Origin of the sequence: Marmoricola sp. RAF53 (genome assembly GCF_052114005.1) — a bacterium.
Taxonomy (GTDB): Bacteria; Actinomycetota; Actinomycetes; order Propionibacteriales; family Nocardioidaceae; genus Marmoricola.
In genome coordinates this window covers 30,903-48,312 of sequence record NZ_JBFRDX010000027.1, presented here as the reverse complement: position 1 = coordinate 48,312, position 17,410 = coordinate 30,903, and the positions used below count along the sequence as shown (strand labels likewise).

The window sequence follows — 17,410 nt, the reverse complement described above, 5'->3', positions numbered from 1 at the left end:
CGCCTGGTACGCCGCCGGCGCGGCGACGGCCGCCGCCTGCGTGCTCGCCTTCGCGCTCGGAGCCGGCGGGACCGTCGGGACCGACGACCCCGCGACGCCGGCGCCCGTCCCGGCGCAGCGGGTGCAGCAGGCCTCGGTCCTCACCCCGGTCCCGACGAACATCACGCCCCGAGCAGCGGCACCGAAGCCGGCCGCCGCGAAGCCCGCCAAGGCCGGGCCGAAGAAGACCCACCGACCGGCGCACCACGGGAAGGGCGGCGGCAAGGGTCACCGCTGAGCGGCGTGCCCTAGAGTCGCCGCATGGCGGCCCTGCGCGGCATCCCCCACCGTCACACCGGCCCGGTGACGATCGGAGTGCTGCTCGTCGCCTACTCCGCCCTCTGGGTCTTCTTCCGGCCCTCCGGCGAGCCGACCGGACCGTACGTCGGCCAGTACGTCGGCGCGATCTCGGTGGTGCTGCTCTCCGCGGCCCTGGTGCTGATCAGCTCGCTGCCGTGGGTCGAGACCTGGTTCGACGGGATCGACCGAGCCGCGATCTGGCACCGGCGGATGGCGATCACCGGCCTGGTGCTGCTCGCCGCGCACATCCCGCTCGCGTCGAGCCCGATCCACTCCTCCTGGGGCGGCACGCTCGGAGCCATCGGCGCCTGGGGCATGGTCGGCCTCGCGCTGTGGGCGATCCTGCCGCGCTGGCAGTCGGTCGTGCCGCGCCCGCTGCGGGGGCCGATCAAGGCCCTCAAGGACAAGCCGGTGATCGCGCAGGTGCGGCGGCTGTTCGGCGGCTACGACCGCTGGCGTCAGGTGCACCGGCTGACCGGCCTGCTGGTGGCGGCCGCCTTCTTCCACGGCCTCCTCGACGGATCGCCGTTCCCGAAGTCCGACGTGCTGCGCTGGTCCTACGTCGTCGTCGGCGGCATCGGGCTGGTCTTCTACGTCTACCGCGAGCTGATCGCCCAGTTCGTGCGCTCGCTGCACGACTACGAGGTCGACAGCGTGACCCGCGTCGCCGAGGACCTGGTGGAGATCCGGTTGCGCCCGCTGGGCAAGCCGATGACTTTCCTCCCGGGCCAGTTCGCGCTCGTCTACATCGAGGCCAAGGACGGCTGGCACCGGCACCCGTTCACGCTCGCCAGTGCCCCGACCGAGCCGTACGTCCGGTTCACCGTGAAAGGTCTCGGCGACTACACCCGTTCGATCGCCGACCTCCTCGAACCGGGCATGCCGGCGGTCATCGGCGGGCCGCACGGCCGGTTCCACCACTCCAAGGGGACGAGCCGGCAGGTGTGGATCGCGGGCGGCGTCGGCGTGGCGCCCTTCCTGAGCTGGGTGCGCGCGCTCGAGGAGGGTCCGCCGCACGGCGAGGTCGACCTCTACTACGCCTACACCGGCGGTCCGGCGGCCTTCGCCGACGAGATCACCGCGCGGGTCGCCGAGTACGACCACGTCCGGCTGCACCTGGTCGACTCCGCGACCGACGGACGCCTGACCGCCGAGCGGATCCTCGAGTCCGTGGACGCCCCGGCCGAGCTCTCGGCCTTCCTGTGCGGCCCCGAACCGATGCTGCGCGACCTCCAGCAGGGCCTCCGCGGCGCGGGTGTCCGCGGGCGGAACATCCACCGCGAGTACTTCGACTGGCGCTGAGCGAGTCCGGGCAGGGGCCCGGAAGATACGCCAGATGACGGAGGACACCCGGCCGGCCGGGACGGAGACTCAGGGAGTCCCGATCGATCCTCTCGGAGGTCCCCCGTGCGCCGTCTCGCTCTCGTCGCCCCGCTGCTGCTCGCGGCCGGCTTCCTGTCCGTGGCCGAGCCCGCCCAGGCGGCAGCCGACGAGCAGATGCCGTGCGGCGCCCTGGTCCTGCGGGTCCAGCACGCCGCGTCCGCCGACTTCTACGACACCAACCACGACCGGCTGGAGTGCTGGGCGCGCCAGGGTGGGGGTGAGACGTCCACCGACGACTTCCCCCTGAACACCGCGCCGTCCGGGCCCGACAGCCGCAAGTTCTTCTCCTTCGGCACCGAGTTCAACCGCCCGACCTCGGTCGTCTTCGTCGACACCGCGACGCACACGTTCGGCGGCTACTTCGAGGGCCAGGAGGACGATGCCGACTTCGACGGCTGCCGGTTCGTGTGCGCCGAGACGGTGAGCTACGACAGCAACGACTACTTCTACTTCGACACCGGCAGCGGCTCCACGAAGGTCTCGATGGCCTACTTCGAGGCGCACGCGCAGGGCCAGCGGCGCTTCAGCATGGTCTACTCACGGCTGCCGGCCGAGTCGAGCGTCTTCTCCTTCGAGGCCGCTGCCGGTGCGCAGGGCCTGCCGCCGGTTCCGCCTCGAATGACCAGGCCGACGGCGCCGCGCGGGCTCACCGCGCGATCCGGCAACCACAAGGCCTTTCTGCACTGGCGCTCCCCGGTCAGCGGGCAGCCGATCGACGCCTACCAGGTCCGGCGCAACGGCAAGGTCATCGCGGTCGCGGGGGCCCGGGTCCGGGGCGCGACCGTGCGCGGGCTGACCAACAACCGGGTCTACCGGTTCACGATCCGGGCGCACAACGCGGCCGGCTGGGGGCCGTGGAGCGCCGTCGCGCGAGTGCGCCCGCACCGCTGAGGACCGTGGCGGTGCCGGCCAGCAGGAGCGCCCCGCCCGCGACCAGCTCCGCCCGGACCTCCGGCGCCCCGGTCGCCGGCAGCTTCGCGACGTGCTGGCTGGGTCCGGTCGGCGGGGCGACCGTGGCCGTCGGAGGCGCCGGCGGGGTGGGAGCCGGGGTCGGGGTCGGAGTGGGGATCGGGGCCGGGGTGGGAGTCGGGGTCGGGGTCGGGGTCGGAGTCGGGGTGGGAGTCGGGGTGAGCGGGCTGCCGGAACCGGCGCCCCCGGCCTGCGAGCGGCGTACGTCGTCGACGACGGGCGTGGTCTCGCCGTTGATCGTCACGGTGCCGGAGTTCGAGTACGTCCCGAGCGACGGGTCGGTCACGTCGGCGTCGACCCACACCTCGGCCATCTCTCCCGCCGGTACGCCGGTCCAGGTGACCGTGAGCAGCGTCGGGCTGCAGACGACCGCGGCCGGGTACGTCGCGCCGTCGAGGGGTGTTGCGAGGTAGCCGTCGCCACCGCGGACCCGGCCGATCTTCGGGGTGACCGTCGCGCAGTCCAGGGCGAGTCCCGCGCCGGGCCGGTCGGTGACCACGACGGTGGCGTCGTCGGCCGGGACCAGCGGGACGGAGATCACCGAGCGGACCCGGTCCTGGGCGGCGTCCGCCCAGTACGCGCTCTTCGCCGGCACCGTCAGGTCCGGCCCGCAGTCGTGGGTGCACTGGTCGGTGGTCGGGACCGTCACGTGCACCACCGAGGAGCCCACCGGGAAGTCGAGCACCACCTGGCCCGGCGCGGTGGGTCGCGTGTACTGGGTGCTGAACCGGCAGGTGCCGTGGACGTCCTGGTGGGTGAGCACGTAGTCGGTGAGCGTGAACGTCACGGCGCCGCTGCTGTCGGCGCGGCCGCGGGCGATCACGGTCCCGTCGGGCGCCTGCAGCGGGAAGTCCGCCGCCCCGAACCAGCGCAGCTCGGGCGGGAGCTGGAGCCCGAAGGTGTCACCCGGCCGGGACCCGTCCGGCACCGCCCACGCGCAGGTGAAGTCGACCTGGTCCCACTGGTTCACCTGCTGCGCCGTGGTGGACACGGAGGTGACCGCCCCCGGGATCTCGGCCGCCGTCGCCGGCGGAGCCGCCAGCGCCCAGGTCGCGGCGGTAGCGGTCAGAAACGCGGACAGGAACAAGCGGATCGTCATGACGTCGGACTCCAGGCAGAGGCGAACGTGCCTCAGAGCGGCACGAGGGGCCGCCCCCAACGGCGCCCCTGAAGTTCTGACGTCGCGAAGGTCCCGGAAATTACGCGCCGCGCCCCAGAATTCTGAGCAGGGTTCCGGTCAGGCCGGCTGCCAGAGCTCGATCCGGTTGCCTTCGGGGTCGGTGACCCAGCCGAACCGGCCGACCCCGTCCATCTCCTCGGTGTCAGCCTGCCAGGTCTCAGTCGCCCGTCGTGCGCTGGTCGTACGCCGCCCGCGCGGTGTGGTCGAAGTCGGTGAACATCGTGTCCATCCCGGTCCGGCGTCCGAGCCAGCGCTTCGCCCGGTTCGGCATCAGCCCCCACTGCAGGCTGGAGAACGCCAGCGACTTCGGCACGGTCGCGACCGGCCGGTGCTTGGCCACCAGGCCGACCACCGCGGCGGCGACCTGCTCGGGCTGGATCGGCGGGCTCAGCCGCGGCGCGGTCGTCCCGTCGATCAGGCCGGTGTTCGTGAACGACGGCAGCACCGCCGCGACCCGGACGCCGTGCTCGGCCAGCTCCGCGTCGAGCGCCTCGGTCAGGGCGAGCACCCCGGCCTTGGTGGCGCTGTAGACCGCCGAGCCCGGGGCCGGGATCCGGCCGGCGAGGGAGGCGATGTTGACGATCTGCCCGCCGCCGGCGGCGATCATCCGCGGCGCGACCTCGTGGACGCCGAGGATGACGCCGCGCAGGTTGATGTCGAGCTGCTTGAGCTGGCCCTCGAGCGGGGTGTCGAGGTGCTTGCCGATCACCATGATCCCGGCGTTGTTGACCAGCGCGTCGATCCGGCCGTACTCGGCCTCGACCTTGTCGAGGAAGGCGGCGAACGACTCGGTGGAGGTCACGTCGAGCGGGAGCCCGAGGCCGCCGTACCCCTGCGCGGACCGGGCCGCCAGGTCTGCGTCCAGGTCGCCGACGGCGACGCGGGCGCCGGCCGCGGTGAGCGCCTTCGCGGTGGCCTCCCCGATCCCGCGGGCACCGCCCGTGATCGCGACGACCTTGCCGTTGAGCTTCATCGGGACTCCTTCGTCCGTCGGTTCCTCAGGCGCGCGGCCTTGAGCTGGCCGGCCACCGCGAGGCGGGTGGCGCGGAGGTAGGTGCTGAGATGAGTCTTGGTCCTCGACGGGTACGGCGTCGAGACCTTCTGGCTGGTGGTGGTCTGCGACTCGGTGAACCGGAGGATGCCGTCGGCGGCGTGCCGGCGGCCGACCCCGCTCGCCTTCATCCCGCCCATCGGGGCGGCGAGCGAGGAGATCGCCGACAGGTAGCCGTCGTTGATGTTGACCGCGCCGGCCCGGACCCGGCCGGCGAGCTCGCGGGCCCGGTCCAGGTCGCGGCTCCAGATGCTGGCGGAGAGGCCGTACTCGGTCTCGTTGGCGCGGGTGACCGCGTCCTCGTCGTCGACGACCGGGTAGACGGCGACCACCGGCCCGAAGGTCTCCTCGGCGTGCACGGCCATCGACGGCGTCACCCCGGACAGGACGGTCGGCTCGTGGAAGAACGGGCCGAGGTCGGGTCGCGGGCGACCGCCGACCTCGACGGTGGCGCCCTGCGCGACGGCGTCCTCGACGTGCTTGACGGTCGCCGCGAGCTGCCCGGCGGAGGTGAGCGAGCCGAGCTCGACGTCGTGCCCGTACGACGCCCCCATCCGGATCGCCCGGGTCGCGGTGACGAGCTTGCCGACGAACTCGTCGTACCGGTCCTCGTGGACGTAGATCCGCTCGATGCCGATGCACATCTGGCCGGCGCTGGCGAAGCACGCCTGGACGGCCCCGGTGACGGCGGCGTCGATGTTCGCGTCGGCCCGGACGATCATCGGGTTCTTCCCGCCGAGCTCCAGCGAGGTCCCGATCAGGCGCTCGCCGGCGGCGACGGCGAGCCGGCGCCCGGTGGCGGTCGAGCCGGTGAAGGCGAGGTGGTCGACCTGGTCGACGATCGCCTGGCCGAGCCGGCTGCCCGGGCCGGCCACGACCTGCCAGACGTCGCCGGGCAGGCCCGCGCGCAGGGCGAGGTCGCGGGCCGCGAGCAGGGTCAGCGGTGCCTGCGAGTCGGCCTTGCTGAGCACGGCGTTGCCGGCGACCAGGGCCGGGATCACGTCGCCGACGGCCAGGAAGAGCGGGTAGTTCCAGGGCGCGATCACGCCGACCAGCCCCTTGGGGTGCCGGGTCACCCGGGCCGCGACGATGCCGGGGACGCCGGAGCGGACCTTGGTCGCGCGCAGCTGGCCGGGCCCCTCGGCGCCGTAGTACGCCGCCACCATCGGCACGCCCATCGCCTCGATGCCCGCGTGCACCCGGGACTTGCCGGTCTCCCACTGCACCAGGTCGACGAGTTTGTCGCGCTCGGCGACCATGAGCTCGCCGAACCGGAGCAGGACCTGGGCGCGCTCGGTCACCGGGCGCGCGGCCCACGCGGGCTGCGCGGCGCGACCGCGGTCCGCGGCACGGGCCACGTCGGCCGGGGTGGACTGGGGCACCGGCGGGAGCAGGTGGCCGGTGAACGGGGAGACCGCGCGGGCGGTCTCGTCGCCGGTGGCCGCGACCAGCGCGGTCCAGCGGGCGACGTCGGCCGGGGTGACGTGCGGCGGCAGCACGGCGTCGCGCGGGTGCCCGCTCGTGCCGTCACTCATGCTGTCACTCATGCCGGGCGCCCCTCTCGCCGGAAGGCCCGCAGGGCGATCGGGTGCATCCGGAGCCTGCCGGGCAGTTTCGCGTACGCCGGGTCGAGGGCGCGGCAGACGGCGGCGAACCGCTGGTAGCGGCGTTCGCGGGCCTCGTCCCAGGGCAGCCCGAGCAGCTCGCGACCGCGCTCGGGCATGCCGCCGACGGTGACGAACGAGCTCACCGCGTCGAGCGGCCGGGAGACGACCGACCACACCAGCGGGTGCACCTGCTTCGGGCGCGGCCAGCCCTTGGTGGCGTAGCCGACGCCGTACCTGGCGGTCCGGTGCGCGACGAGGCGCTCGTCGAGAGCGTGCTGCCAGTACGCGTCGAACTCGGCCCAGGTGCCCGGCACCTGGCGGGCGCTGACGCCGTACCGCTCGAACCAGGTGCGGTGCTCGCCGATGATCTGGTCCTTCTCGGCCGGCGAGAGCGGCCGGATGAAGGTCTCGGTGGCGACGACGAGGTGCTCCACGAAGGTGGCGTGCGCCCAGTAGTAGGTGTCCGGGTTGAGGGCGCTGTAGCGCTCGCCGCTCGGGAGGGTGCCCTTGATGTGCCGGTGGAAGTCGCGGACCTCGTGCCCGGCGGCGACCCCGTCGGCGCCGTACACGGTGTTGAAGATCGGCGGGATGCTGCGCCGCAGCCGGGCCAGCGTCTCCGCGAACCAGACCGAGTGGTCCTCCACGCCCTGGCCGAGCGCGGGCAGCATGTTCTGCAGCACCGCGGCCCGCGGTCCGAGCAGCGCCATCCGGTGGTCGGCGAAGAGCTGCCAGGTCAACGAGTCGGGCCCCAGCGGGAGTCCCGCGAGCGGCACTTCGTCGGCGGCGGCGACGTCCTGGGTCTGGGCAGTCGGCATGGCCCGATGATACATTGGCACGACTTTGTTTCAACGTTTCTGCCGCGACGATCTCACCCGGGAGCTGCCCGTGACCGCGACCGCCCAGAGCACCGAGAACCTCCGGACCGTCCGCGGCCCCCTGGTCGGCCTGCCGCACCTGCTGAAGATGCGCCGCGACCCGATCGGCCACAACGACGTCATGCGCGCGAAGTACGGCGAGGTCCTGAAGATCAACGTCTTCGGCACCACGCTCTACGCCTGCTACGGGATGGACGCCGCCGAGCAGATCCTGATCAACCGCGAGCGGGTCTTCGCCAACGGCCCCGCGTGGTCGCACTTCATCGGGCCGTTCTTCCACCGGGGCCTGATGCTCCTCGACTTCGACGAGCACCTGCACCACCGGCGGATCCTGCAGGCCGCGTTCACCAACGACGCGATGCGCCGCTACCACGCGGTGATGGTGCCGCACATCCGTGAAGGACTCGCCGGATGGGGCGACGTCGCGCACCCGCGGATGTTCGAGCTCTTCAAGGAGCTCACCCTCGACCTCGCGATCGAGACGTTCGTCGGGGTCGACCTCCCCCGGGCCGAGCAGGACCGCGTCAACAAAGCCTTCATCGCCGCCGTCCGCGCCGGCACCTCGATCGTCCGCGCGAACGTGCCCGGCACCCCGTGGGCCAAGGGCCTGGCCGCCCGCAAGGTGCTGGAGGAGTTCTTCTACGAGCACCTGCCGGAGAAGCGCCGCAACGGCGGCGACGACCTCTTCGCCCAGCTCTGCATCGCGCAGAGCGAGGAGGGCGACGAGTTCACCGACGAGGACATCGTCAACCACATGATCTTCCTGCTGATGGCGGCGCACGACACCAGCACGATCACGATGAGCTCGATGGCCTACCACCTGGCGCGGTTCCCGGAGTGGCAGGAGAAAGCGCGTGCGTCCGCGCTCGCCGCCGGTGACGACTACGACTCCGTGGTCGGCGACGAGCTCCTCGACCGGGTCATGAAGGAGTCGCTGCGGCTGTGCAGCCCGGTGCCGAACATGCCGCGGGTGGCGACCCGCGAGACCGCGGTCAACGGCTACCGGATCCCCGAGGGCGCCTTCGTCACGGTCTCGCCGTTCTACAGCCACTTCGACCCGACGTACTGGCCGGACCCGACCCGGTTCGACCCGGACCGGTTCGCCGAGCCGCGGCGCGAGGACCACGGCCACCGGATGGCGTTCCACGGCTTCGGCGGCGGGGTGCACAAGTGCATCGGGATGTACTTCGCCGGCGTCCAGGTGCGGGCGATCTTCCACGAGCTGCTGCGCACCTACCGCTGGTCGGTCCCCGACGACTACCGCTGGCCGCTGGACCTGGTGGCGCTGCCGTACCCGCGCGACCGGCTCCCGGTGACGCTCGAGCGGCTGTGACGGCTGCGAGAATGGGGGACGTGGTGCGCAGATGACGAGCGAGATCCTGGACGCGGCTCAGCGCGTCTTCGAGCAGTACGGCGCCCGCCGGGCCAACGTCGAGGACGTGGCGCGCGCCGCCGGCATCAGCAGGAGCACGCTGTACCGCGCCTACCCGAACAAGGAGGCGCTGCTCGACGCGGTGCTGGCCCGGCAGCTCGGTGACTTCCTGACCCAGCTCGACGCGCACGCCTCCGGACTGCCGCCGCAGGAGGCGGTGGTCGAGTGCTTCGTGAAGGGCATGGCACTGACCCGGGAGATCCCGCTGCTCGCCCGGATGGTGGAGTCGGAGCCGGAGATCATCATCGGCGTCGGCGGCTCCTCGCACAGCGCCCTCGTCCTCGGCGCCGCCGACCAGGTCGCGCAGACCCTGCGCCGCAGCGGCGCGAGCATGCCCGACGACGAGCTGCACGTGGTCGCCGAGCTGATGCTGCGGCTGGCGTACACCTACATGCTCAACCCGCACGGAGCCCTCGACCTCACCGACCCCGCAGCCGTCCGCGACTACGCCCGCCGCTACCTGGCTCCCCTGGTCAGCTGAGGTTCAGCCCTCGCGGATGCCGAACCGGTCGTGGAACCGGCGGAGCGGGGCGGGGGCCCACCAGTTGGCGTCGCCGAGCAGGCGCATCAGGGACGGCACCAGCAGCGCCCGTACGACGGTCGCGTCGATGATCACGCCGAGCGCCATCCCGACCGCGATCTGCTTCATGAAGAACACCGGGCTGACCGCGAAGGCCGCGAACACCACCGCGATCATCAGCGCGGCGGCACTGATGATCCGACCGGTCCGGCCCATGCCCTCGGCGACGGCGTCCTCGTTGCTCATCCCGGAGTCGCGCAGCTCCTTGATCCGCGCCATCACCAGCACCGCGTAGTCGGTGGCCAGCGCGAAGGTGACCGCGAACAGGAAGACCAGGCTGGTCACCTCGACCCGGTAGGGGCCGGGGTAGTCGAGCAGCCCGACGGCGAACCGCTTCTCGAAGACGGTCACCAGGATGCCGAGCGTCGCGGCCAGCGTCATCGTGTTCATCAGCAGCGTCTTCAGCGGCAGCAGCACCGAACCGGTGAGCAGGAAGAGCAGCACCAGGGTGAGCAGCAAGATCAGCCCGACCGCGAGGACGGCGTTCCGGCCCAGGCTCTCCTTCTCGTCGAGGAAGCTGGCGGTGTTCCCGGCGACCAGCAGCTCGGCTCCCGACGGGTCGGCCAGTGCCCGGACGCCGCGCACCGCGGCCTGGCCCTCGTCCGACAGGGCGGGCGCGTCCAGCGCGGCCGTCGTGTAGGCGACGTCGGACCCGGCCCGCTGGAAGGGCCCGACCCGGTCGACCCCGGCGACGGCGGTGATCCGGTCGTGGAGTGCGACTAGGTCGTCGTCGGAGACCTTCCCGTGCACCGTGAGCGAGACCCCCTCGGTCACCTCGCGACCGTAGTGGTCCTGCAGGTAGGCGTTGGCGGCGTAGGACTGCTGCCCGGGCGGGACCGCCTGCGCGCTCGGCCCGGTCAGGTGGGTCGCGAACAGGGGCGCGGCGAGGGCGAGCAGCGCGGCGCTGGTGGTCACCGCGACCAGCACCGGTCGCTTCATCACCCAGCGAGCCAGCCGGAGCCAGCGCGAGGACGAGTCGGAGACGGCGGGCCCGCGGCGCAGCGAGAGCGCGTTGATCTTCGGCCCGAGCACGGCGAGCAGGGCCGGCGCCACGAGGATCGCGATCAGCGCCGAGAAGACACCGACCATCGCGCCGGCCGCGCCGACCGAGTAGAGGAAGCGCTGCGGCATCACCATCAGGGCGGCCATCGCGCCGGCGACGGTGAGCCCGGAGAACAGCGCGGTCCGGCCGGCGGTGCGGACCACGGTGAGGTGGGCGTCGTAGGTGAAGCCCGACCGCGCGGCCTCCTCGCGGTGCCGGGAGACCAGCAGCAGGGCGTAGTCGACCGCCAGCCCCAGGCTGAGCGCGGTCGCGATGTTCAGCGCGAAGAGCGAGGTGTCGACCAGCGACGCCATGATCCGCAACGCGAACAGGGTGCCGACGATCGAGATCACGCCGATGAGCAGCGGCACCGCGGCGGCGACCACGCTGCGGAAGACGAGGAGCAGCAGGATCGCGAGCAGCGGGAAGGCGATCAGCTCCGCCTTGCTGAGGTCGCGCCGGGTCTGGTCGTTGACCTCGTTGAAGCTCGGCGCGTACCCGCCGTAGCTGACGTCGAGCTTCTCGGAGGTGACCCGCTCGCGGACCGACTCGTCGGCGAGCCCACCCTTGTCCTCCAGGTCGCTGCTGGTCAGCTGAGCGGTGAGCGCCAGCGAGCGGCCGTCGCGGGCGACCAGCGCGGCGCCGGCGACGGGATCGGCGAGCGGGTCGACCACGTGGCCGACGTACGCGGAACCGCGGAGCTCGGTGGCGAGCCGGGCGACCTCGGCCCACACGCCCGGGTCGGTGACGTCCAGGCGGCCGCCGTCCGCGGCCCGGACGAGCACGACGAGGCCGGGTTGGGCGGAGAAGCCGAGCGCGCCGCCGAGCACGTCCCCGGCGACCTCGCTCTCCGAGGACGGGTCGGTGAAACCGGCCGCCTTGAGGTGGTGCTCGACGTCGTGGCCGAAGAACCCGGCGACAGCGACGAACGCGAGGGTCGCGAGCAGGATCTTGCGCGGGTGGTGCCAGGTCAGGCGGGCGATGCGCTCGAGCATGGCCGCACGCTAGCAGGGTCAGTTCCCTTGGGGAACGCACTCGTCTAGACTGTGAGCCATGCAACGCGTGGCTCGGGACGACCAGCTCGACAAGCCCTGCTCGTTGATCAGCACGCTGGAGATCGTCGGCGACCGCTGGACGCCGCTGATCCTGCGTGACGTCGCCCTCGGGATCACCCGCTTCGACGCGCTCCAGCGCGAGCTCGGCGTGTCCCGCAAGGTGCTGACCCAGCGGCTGACCGCGCTCGTCGGTCACGAGGTGCTCCTCCGGGTCCCCTACTCCGAGCACCCGCCGCGGTACGACTACACGCTGACCGAGAAGGGCGCCGACCTCGCGATGGTCGTCCTCGCGATGCAGCAGTTCGGCGACAAGTGGGTCTTCGGCGAAGCCGGACCACCGGTGCAGTGGCGCCACCTCGGCTGCGGGCAGGTCGCCCGGGCGGTCGCCTGCTGCGAGCACTGCGGGGAGCCGGTGGCCCCCGGCGACGCGGTCCCGCTGCGCGGACCGAGCTTCGACGACGCGGCTTCCCCCGAGATGGGGCGGGCGCTGGACCGGTTCGAGGCGCTGTCCCGATGACGCGCAGCCTCCGCGTCCTCGGTGGCACCGACGTGCACGGCGGGCGGCGCGACGTCCTGGTGCACGACGGCCTCCTGGCCGCCGCGACCTCCGGTGGGGCGCCCGTCCTCGACGCGACCGGGCTCACCGTCGCGCCGGGGCTGATCGACCTCCAGCTCAACGGCGCCGGCGGCATCGACGTCACCGACGAGCCCGAGCGGCTTCGCGAGATCGGCCCGGTGCTCGCCCGGTACGGCGTGACGGCGTACCTGCCGACCGTGATCACCTCCTCGCCGGGCGCCCGCGAGACCGCGCTGGCGACCTTCACCGGGACGAACGACTGGGCCGGCGCCGTCCCGCTCGGCGTGCACTTCGAGGGACCGATGATCGCGCCGGCCCGCAAGGGCGCGCACCCCGGGGCGTGGCTCACCGAACCGTCGCTCGACCTGGTCGCGTCCTGGTCCCGGGAGGCCGGGGTGCTGATGGCGACCCTCGCCCCCGAGCTGCCGGGCGCTCTCGACGTGATCGCCGCCCTGACCGCCCGCGGCGTGGTGGTCTCCGTGGGGCACACCGAGGCGAGCGCGGACCAGGTGGCCGCGGCGGAGGCCGCCGGCGCGCGCTGCGTCACCCACCTGTTCAACGCGATGCCCCCGCTCGTCGGACGCGAGCCCGGCCCCGTCGGCCGCGCCCTGGCCGGCCACCTCGTCGCCGGCGTGATCGCCGACGGCCACCACCTCGCCCCCGACACCCTGCGCACCGCCTGGCGGGCCCTCGGCCCGGACCGCTTCCTCGCGGTCAGCGACACCACCGCGGCGCTGGGCGTCCCGGACGGCCCCGCCCGGCTCGGCGACCAGTCCGTCGTGGTGGCCGGCGGCGCCGTCCGGCTGGAGGACGGCACCCTCGCCGGCAGCGCCGCCGCGCTCAGCGACTGCCTGCGAACCCTGCGCGCCACCACCGGCTGCTCGCTCGCCGACACGATCGCGGCCGCGACCACCACGCCGGCAGCCTTGATCGGCGACCCGACTCGCGGGAGGCTCGACCCGGGGTACCGCGGCGACCTCGTCCTGCTCGACACGGCGGACGGCCGGTTCGACGTGGTCGCCACCGTCCTCGGCGGCACTGTCGTCCACGACACCCGGGAGAGCTGATGGAGGTCCTGGTCCTCCCCGACGCGGACGCCGTCGGGGTGCTCGCCGCCGACGCCGTCGAGGCGCTGGTCCGGTCCAAGCCCGACGCGGTCCTCGGACTCGCCACCGGGTCGAGCCCGTTGGCGGCGTACCGCGATCTGATCATGCGGCACCGGGCCGGCACCGGTCCGTCGTACGCATCGGTCCGCGCCTTCACCCTCGACGAGTACGTCGGCCTGCCGCGCGGGCACGAGCAGTCCTACCGCGCGACGATCGCCCGTGAGCTGACCGACCACCTCGACCTGGACCCCGCCAACGTGGCCGGCCCGGACCCCGCTCCTGAGGGTTTGGCGACCGCGGGAGAGCGTTACGAACGGGCGATCGTGGACGCGGGCGGGATCGACCTGCAGATCCTGGGCATCGGCAGTGACGGCCACCTCGCGTTCAACGAGCCGGGGTCCTCGCTCGCCTCGCGGACGAGGCTGAAGACGCTGACCGCGCTCACCCGGCGCGACAACGCCCGCTTCTTCGATGACGTCGACGGCGACGTCCCGCGCCACGTCCTCACCCAGGGGTTGGGCACCATCCTCGACGCCCAGCACCTGGTCCTGGTGGCCACGGGCGCGGGTAAGGCCTACGCGCTCGCCACCGCCGTCGAGGGCCCGGTCACGGCGTCCTGCCCGGCCTCGGTCCTGCAGCTCCACCCGCACGCGAGCGTCCTGGTCGACGAGGCCGCGGCCAGCGGCCTGGCCAGGGTGGGGTACTACCGCGAGGTCGCTGCCGGGAAGCCGGACTGGCAGGGCCTCTGACGCTGACCCGGGTGATGGCGCGCGTCTGCGCCGGGTCGGCGGCTACTGGAAGTCGCGGGACCGGTGCCGGTCCTGCAGGGCGAGGTCGGCTCCCGGGCTGACGCTCTCCAGCGTGGCGATCTTGTCGGCGACCAGGTTGGTGACGCCGTCGTTGCGCTCCACCATCCCCCGGATCACCATGCCCGCGGCCGTCCTGGCCACCTTGCGGTAGCGGTTCCACACACCCTGCGTGCAGATCACGTTGAGCATCCCGGTCTCGTCCTCCAGGTTGAGGAAGGTGACCCCGCCGGCGGTGCTGGGCCGCTGCCGGTGCGTGACCAGTCCGGCGACGTGCACCCGGCGCCCGGACTCCGAGGTCGCGAGGTCGGCGACCGACTTGATCCCGGCCATCGTGAGCGCATGGCGCAGGTGCTCGACCGGGTGCCCGGCCGGGGAGATCCTGGTCGCCCACAGGTCGGCCAGCGTGGTGCCCACCGAGTCCAACCCGGGAAGCGCCGGCGCCGCGACCACCGCACCGGCGCCCTCCAGCTGGTCCTCGCGCTCGGTGAATCCCGCGCTCCACAAGGCTTCCCGGCGCGTCATCCCCCAGACCTCGAACGCGCCCGCGGTCGCCAGCGCCTCCAGCTGGCCGCTGTCCAGGGACGCCCGCCGGGACAGGTCGACCATGTCCCGGAACGGCCGCTCCTCCCGGGCCGCCACGATCCTCGCCGCGACGTCGGCGCCGATGCCGCGGACGCTGTCCAGCCCGAGCCGGACCGCGAAAGCGCCGTCGCGGCGGTGGGTCGCCGTCGGGTCGGGTGCGTCACCGTCGTACGGCGTCGGCTCGTGGTACGGCGCCAGGCAGGTGTCCGGACCGGCGGGCCCCGGCACCGCGAGACGCTCGAGCCCCGCCTTCGCCCCGGAGGCCACGATGTCGGGGCGCTCGACGACGACCCCGTGCCGCTTGGCGTCCTGGACCAGCGACTGCGGCGAGTAGAAGCCCATCGGCTGCGAGCGCAGCAGGCCGGCCAGGAACGCGGCCGGGTAGTGCAGCTTGAACCACGAGCTGGCGTAGACGAGCAGCGCGAAGCTGAGCGCGTGGCTCTCCGCGAACCCGAAGTTCGCGAACGACAGGATCTGCACGTAGATCTGCGCGGCCTGCTCGCCGGTCAGGCCACGCCGCCGCATCCCTGCGAACAACGTCTCCTTGACCGACTCGATCCGCTCGACGCCGCGCTTGGAGCCCATCGCCCGGCGCAGCAGGTCGGCGTCGTCGCGGGTGCAGTCGCCGATCGCGACCGCCATCTCCATCAGCTGCTCCTGGAAGAGCGGCACCCCCAGGGTCCGCTCCAGCACCGGCACCAGGTCGGCGTGCGCGTAGGTCACCTCCTCCCGGCCGGTGGCGCGCCGGATGTACGGGTGCACCGCGCCGCCCTGGATCGGCCCGGGCCGGATCAGCGCGATCTCGATGGCCAGGTCGTAGAAACACCGCGGGCGGAGCCGCGGCAGGGTGCCGATCTGTGCCCGGCTCTCCACCTGGAAGACCCCGATCGAGTCCGCGCGGCAGAGCATGTCGTAGACGCCCGGCTCCTCCTTGGGCATCGACTGCAGCGTCCAGTGCTCGCCGAGGTGCTCCCCGGCCAGCACCATCATGTGGTTGAGCGCACCGAGCATCCCCAGCCCGAGCAGGTCGAACTTGACCAGGCCCATCCACTCGCAGGCGTCCTTGTCCCACTGCAGGATGGTGCGCTTCTCCATCCGGGCCCGCTCGATCGGGCAGACCTCCCCGATCGGCCGCTCGGTGAGGATCATCCCGCCGGAGTGGATGCCCAGGTGCCGGGGCGCCTTGAGGAGCTGGTCGGCCAGGTCCACCACCGGCTTCGGGACCGAGCCGTCACCTCCTCCGGCTGTGCCGGCAGCGGCGACCGTCCCGCTCCAGCTGTCGATCTGCTTGGACCAGGCGTCCTGCTGGCCAGGCGAGAACCCGAGTGCCTTCGCGGCGTCGCGCACCGCCATCTTCGGCCGGTAGCTGATCACGTTGGCGACCTGCGCGGCGTTGTGCCGGCCGTAGCGGTCGTAGACCCACTGGATCACCTCCTCGCGCCGGTCGGAGTCGAAGTCCACGTCGATGTCCGGCTCCTCGTCCCGGTGCGCGGAGATGAACCGCTCGAACGGCAGCCGGTACGCGACCGCGTCGATCGCGGTGATCCCGAGCGCGTAGCAGACCGCCGAGCTGGCCGCCGATCCCCTGCCCTGGCAGAGGATCCCCTCACCGCGGGCGAACGCGACGATGTCGTGCACGATCGTGAAGTACCCGGCGAAGTCCTTCTCCTCGATGATCCGCAGCTCGTGCTCGATCCGCTCCCGGGCCGCCTCCTCGTGCGGCGTACCGGCGTAGAAGGTGGCGAAGCCGCGCTCGACCAGGACCCGCAGCCAGGACGCCGGGGTGTGTCCGGCGGGGATGCCGAGCTTGGGCAGCCGCGGGGTCGCCTTCTGCAGGTCGAAGGAGAGCTGCCCGGCGAGCTCCACCGACCGGGCGACCGCGCCCGGGTAGCGGGCGAAGCGGCGGGCCATCTCCGCCCCCGAGCGCAGGCACGCGGCCCCGTACGGCGGCAGCCAGCCGTCCATCTCGGCGAGGCTCCGGCGCGCCCGGACCGAGGCCATCGCCGCGGCCAGCCGGTGCTCGCCCGGGGTGGCGTAGTGGACGTTGTTGGTCGCCACCACCGGCAGCCCGTGCACCCGTGCCAGCGCGGCCAGCCGGTCGTTGGTCTCGTGGTCGAGCGGCAGGCCGTGGTCGGTCAGCTCGACCACCACCCGGTCGTGGCCGAAGAGCGCGGTGAGCGCGTCCAGCTCGGCCGCGGCCGCCTCCTGGCCTCCCGTCGCGAGCGCCTGCCGGACGCTCCCCTTGCGGCAGCCGGTGAGCACCAGCCAGTGCCCGCGCCCGCGCGCCGCGAGCTCCTCCAGGTCGTAGACCGGCCGGCCCTTCTCGTCACCGCGGAGCTGGGCGTCGGTGATCGCCGCGGCCAGCCGGTGGTAGCCCTCCACCCCGTCGGCGAGGACGAGCAGGTGCCGGCCCTCGGGATCGGCGACCCCGTTCTGCGGCGCGCTCAGGCCGAGGGAGAGCTCGGACCCGTAGACGGTCCGGATCCCGCCGTACTTCTGGGCGATCTCGGCGAAGAGCGGCGCCCCGGCGAACCCGTCGTGGTCGGTGAGCGCGATCCCCTCCAGCCCGAGCCGGACCGCCTCCTCGACCAGCTTGTCCGGCCCGCTCGCCCCGTCGAGGAAGCTGAAATTGCTGTGGCAGTGCAGCTCGGCGTACGGCGTCACCGGGCCGTCCGGCCGGTGCACCTCGTCCTTGGGCCGGTACCGCTTCTTCTTCCGCGACCCCGGACCCTCGTCCGGCGGCGCGTCCACCGTCCGCGGCGCCGCGGTCAGCCGCTTCTCCAGCTCCGCCCAAGGGATCGGCGGGTTACTCCACCCCATGAC

14 protein-coding genes are annotated in these 17,410 nt (G+C 72.9%); 8 read left to right on the top strand and 6 right to left on the bottom strand.

From position 1 onward, the window contains the following. The 3 genes from AB4Y76_RS18705 to AB4Y76_RS18695 form a co-directional block, all read left to right on the top strand. On the top strand, positions 1-277 hold a 277-nt coding region (locus tag AB4Y76_RS18705), incomplete at its 5' end, for a hypothetical protein (RefSeq protein WP_441928047.1). 23 nt (positions 278-300) lie between these two features. After that, complete coding sequence (locus AB4Y76_RS18700; RefSeq protein WP_441928045.1) at positions 301-1,641, top strand: ferredoxin reductase family protein; 1,341 nt, start codon at positions 301-303, stop codon at positions 1,639-1,641. Positions 1,642-1,746: 105 nt separating this feature from the next. Beyond that, positions 1,747-2,613: a fibronectin type III domain-containing protein gene (locus tag AB4Y76_RS18695; protein WP_441928043.1), complete on the top strand. Its 867-nt coding sequence runs from the start codon at positions 1,747-1,749 to the stop codon at positions 2,611-2,613. On the opposite strand, the gene AB4Y76_RS18690 is transcribed toward AB4Y76_RS18695, so the two are convergent. From AB4Y76_RS18690 to AB4Y76_RS18675, 4 genes are all read right to left on the bottom strand, one after another. Continuing rightward, on the bottom strand, positions 2,540-3,790 hold the full coding sequence (locus AB4Y76_RS18690; RefSeq protein ID WP_441928041.1) for an Ig-like domain-containing protein: 1,251 nt from the start codon (positions 3,788-3,790) through the stop codon (positions 2,540-2,542). The two genes, AB4Y76_RS18695 and AB4Y76_RS18690, sit on opposite strands and share 74 nt — an antisense overlap. A gap of 238 nt (positions 3,791-4,028) precedes the next feature. Beyond that, positions 4,029-4,844, bottom strand: a complete 816-nt coding sequence (locus AB4Y76_RS18685; RefSeq protein WP_441928039.1) for an SDR family oxidoreductase — start codon at positions 4,842-4,844, stop codon at positions 4,029-4,031. Further along, on the bottom strand, positions 4,841-6,457 hold the full coding sequence (locus AB4Y76_RS18680; protein ID WP_441928037.1) for a succinic semialdehyde dehydrogenase: 1,617 nt from the start codon (positions 6,455-6,457) through the stop codon (positions 4,841-4,843). The genes AB4Y76_RS18685 and AB4Y76_RS18680 overlap by 4 nt, the downstream gene beginning before the upstream one ends. 8 nt (positions 6,458-6,465) lie before the next feature. Continuing rightward, a complete protein-coding gene (locus AB4Y76_RS18675) occupies positions 6,466-7,344 on the bottom strand; it encodes an oxygenase MpaB family protein (RefSeq protein WP_441928035.1) in 879 nt (292 codons plus the stop codon). Between the two features lie 70 nt (positions 7,345-7,414). Here AB4Y76_RS18675 and AB4Y76_RS18670 point away from each other — a divergent pair, with 70 nt between their 5' ends. Continuing rightward, positions 7,415-8,737 carry a cytochrome P450 gene (locus AB4Y76_RS18670; protein WP_441928033.1) on the top strand — a complete coding sequence of 441 codons (1,323 nt, stop codon included), beginning with the start codon at positions 7,415-7,417 and terminating at the stop codon, positions 8,735-8,737. A 31-nt stretch (positions 8,738-8,768) separates the two neighbouring features. Beyond that, positions 8,769-9,317, top strand: coding sequence for a TetR/AcrR family transcriptional regulator (locus AB4Y76_RS18665; RefSeq protein ID WP_441928031.1), 549 nt, complete (start codon positions 8,769-8,771; stop codon positions 9,315-9,317). A 3-nt stretch (positions 9,318-9,320) separates the two neighbouring features. Here AB4Y76_RS18665 and AB4Y76_RS18660 read toward each other — a convergent pair whose 3' ends face one another. Beyond that, on the bottom strand, positions 9,321-11,453 hold the full coding sequence (locus AB4Y76_RS18660) for an MMPL family transporter (RefSeq protein ID WP_441928029.1): 2,133 nt from the start codon (positions 11,451-11,453) through the stop codon (positions 9,321-9,323). A gap of 58 nt (positions 11,454-11,511) precedes the next feature. On the opposite strand from AB4Y76_RS18660, the gene AB4Y76_RS18655 reads away from it, so the two are divergent. From AB4Y76_RS18655 to AB4Y76_RS18645, 3 genes are read left to right on the top strand one after another with little or no spacing between them, the layout of a single operon-like run. Continuing rightward, positions 11,512-12,030: a winged helix-turn-helix transcriptional regulator gene (locus AB4Y76_RS18655; RefSeq protein WP_441928027.1), complete on the top strand. Its 519-nt coding sequence runs from the start codon at positions 11,512-11,514 to the stop codon at positions 12,028-12,030. Continuing rightward, positions 12,027-13,157, top strand: a complete 1,131-nt coding sequence (gene nagA / locus AB4Y76_RS18650; RefSeq protein WP_441928025.1) for an N-acetylglucosamine-6-phosphate deacetylase — start codon at positions 12,027-12,029, stop codon at positions 13,155-13,157. Before AB4Y76_RS18655 ends, nagA begins: the two co-directional genes overlap by 4 nt. Further along, complete coding sequence (locus tag AB4Y76_RS18645) at positions 13,157-13,945, top strand: glucosamine-6-phosphate deaminase (protein ID WP_441928023.1); 789 nt, start codon at positions 13,157-13,159, stop codon at positions 13,943-13,945. Before nagA ends, AB4Y76_RS18645 begins: the two co-directional genes overlap by 1 nt. 42 nt (positions 13,946-13,987) lie before the next feature. On the opposite strand, the gene AB4Y76_RS18640 is transcribed toward AB4Y76_RS18645, so the two are convergent. Next, positions 13,988-17,407 (bottom strand): error-prone DNA polymerase, encoded by a 3,420-nt coding sequence (locus tag AB4Y76_RS18640; protein WP_441928021.1) that lies wholly within the window; start codon positions 17,405-17,407, stop codon positions 13,988-13,990. Between the last annotated feature and the right edge of the window lie 3 nt (positions 17,408-17,410).

What these genes read in the sequence shown, in the direction of transcription:
- AB4Y76_RS18685 (WP_441928039.1), bottom strand. Translation starts at nt 4,844, where the DNA reads ATGAAGCTCAACGGCAAGGTCGTCGCGATCACGGGCGGTGCCCGCGGG.
- AB4Y76_RS18675 (WP_441928035.1), bottom strand. Translation starts at nt 7,344, where the DNA reads ATGCCGACTGCCCAGACCCAGGACGTCGCCGCCGCCGACGAAGTGCCG.
- AB4Y76_RS18690 (WP_441928041.1), bottom strand. Translation starts at nt 3,790, where the DNA reads ATGACGATCCGCTTGTTCCTGTCCGCGTTTCTGACCGCTACCGCCGCG.
- AB4Y76_RS18640 (WP_441928021.1), bottom strand. Translation starts at nt 17,407, where the DNA reads ATGGGGTGGAGTAACCCGCCGATCCCTTGGGCGGAGCTGGAGAAGCGG.
- AB4Y76_RS18680 (WP_441928037.1), bottom strand. Translation starts at nt 6,457, where the DNA reads ATGAGTGACGGCACGAGCGGGCACCCGCGCGACGCCGTGCTGCCGCCG.
- AB4Y76_RS18665 (WP_441928031.1), top strand. Translation starts at nt 8,769, where the DNA reads ATGACGAGCGAGATCCTGGACGCGGCTCAGCGCGTCTTCGAGCAGTAC.
- AB4Y76_RS18700 (WP_441928045.1), top strand. Translation starts at nt 301, where the DNA reads ATGGCGGCCCTGCGCGGCATCCCCCACCGTCACACCGGCCCGGTGACG.
- AB4Y76_RS18660 (WP_441928029.1), bottom strand. Translation starts at nt 11,453, where the DNA reads ATGCTCGAGCGCATCGCCCGCCTGACCTGGCACCACCCGCGCAAGATC.
- AB4Y76_RS18645 (WP_441928023.1), top strand. Translation starts at nt 13,157, where the DNA reads ATGGAGGTCCTGGTCCTCCCCGACGCGGACGCCGTCGGGGTGCTCGCC.
- AB4Y76_RS18655 (WP_441928027.1), top strand. Translation starts at nt 11,512, where the DNA reads ATGCAACGCGTGGCTCGGGACGACCAGCTCGACAAGCCCTGCTCGTTG.
- nagA (WP_441928025.1), top strand. Translation starts at nt 12,027, where the DNA reads ATGACGCGCAGCCTCCGCGTCCTCGGTGGCACCGACGTGCACGGCGGG.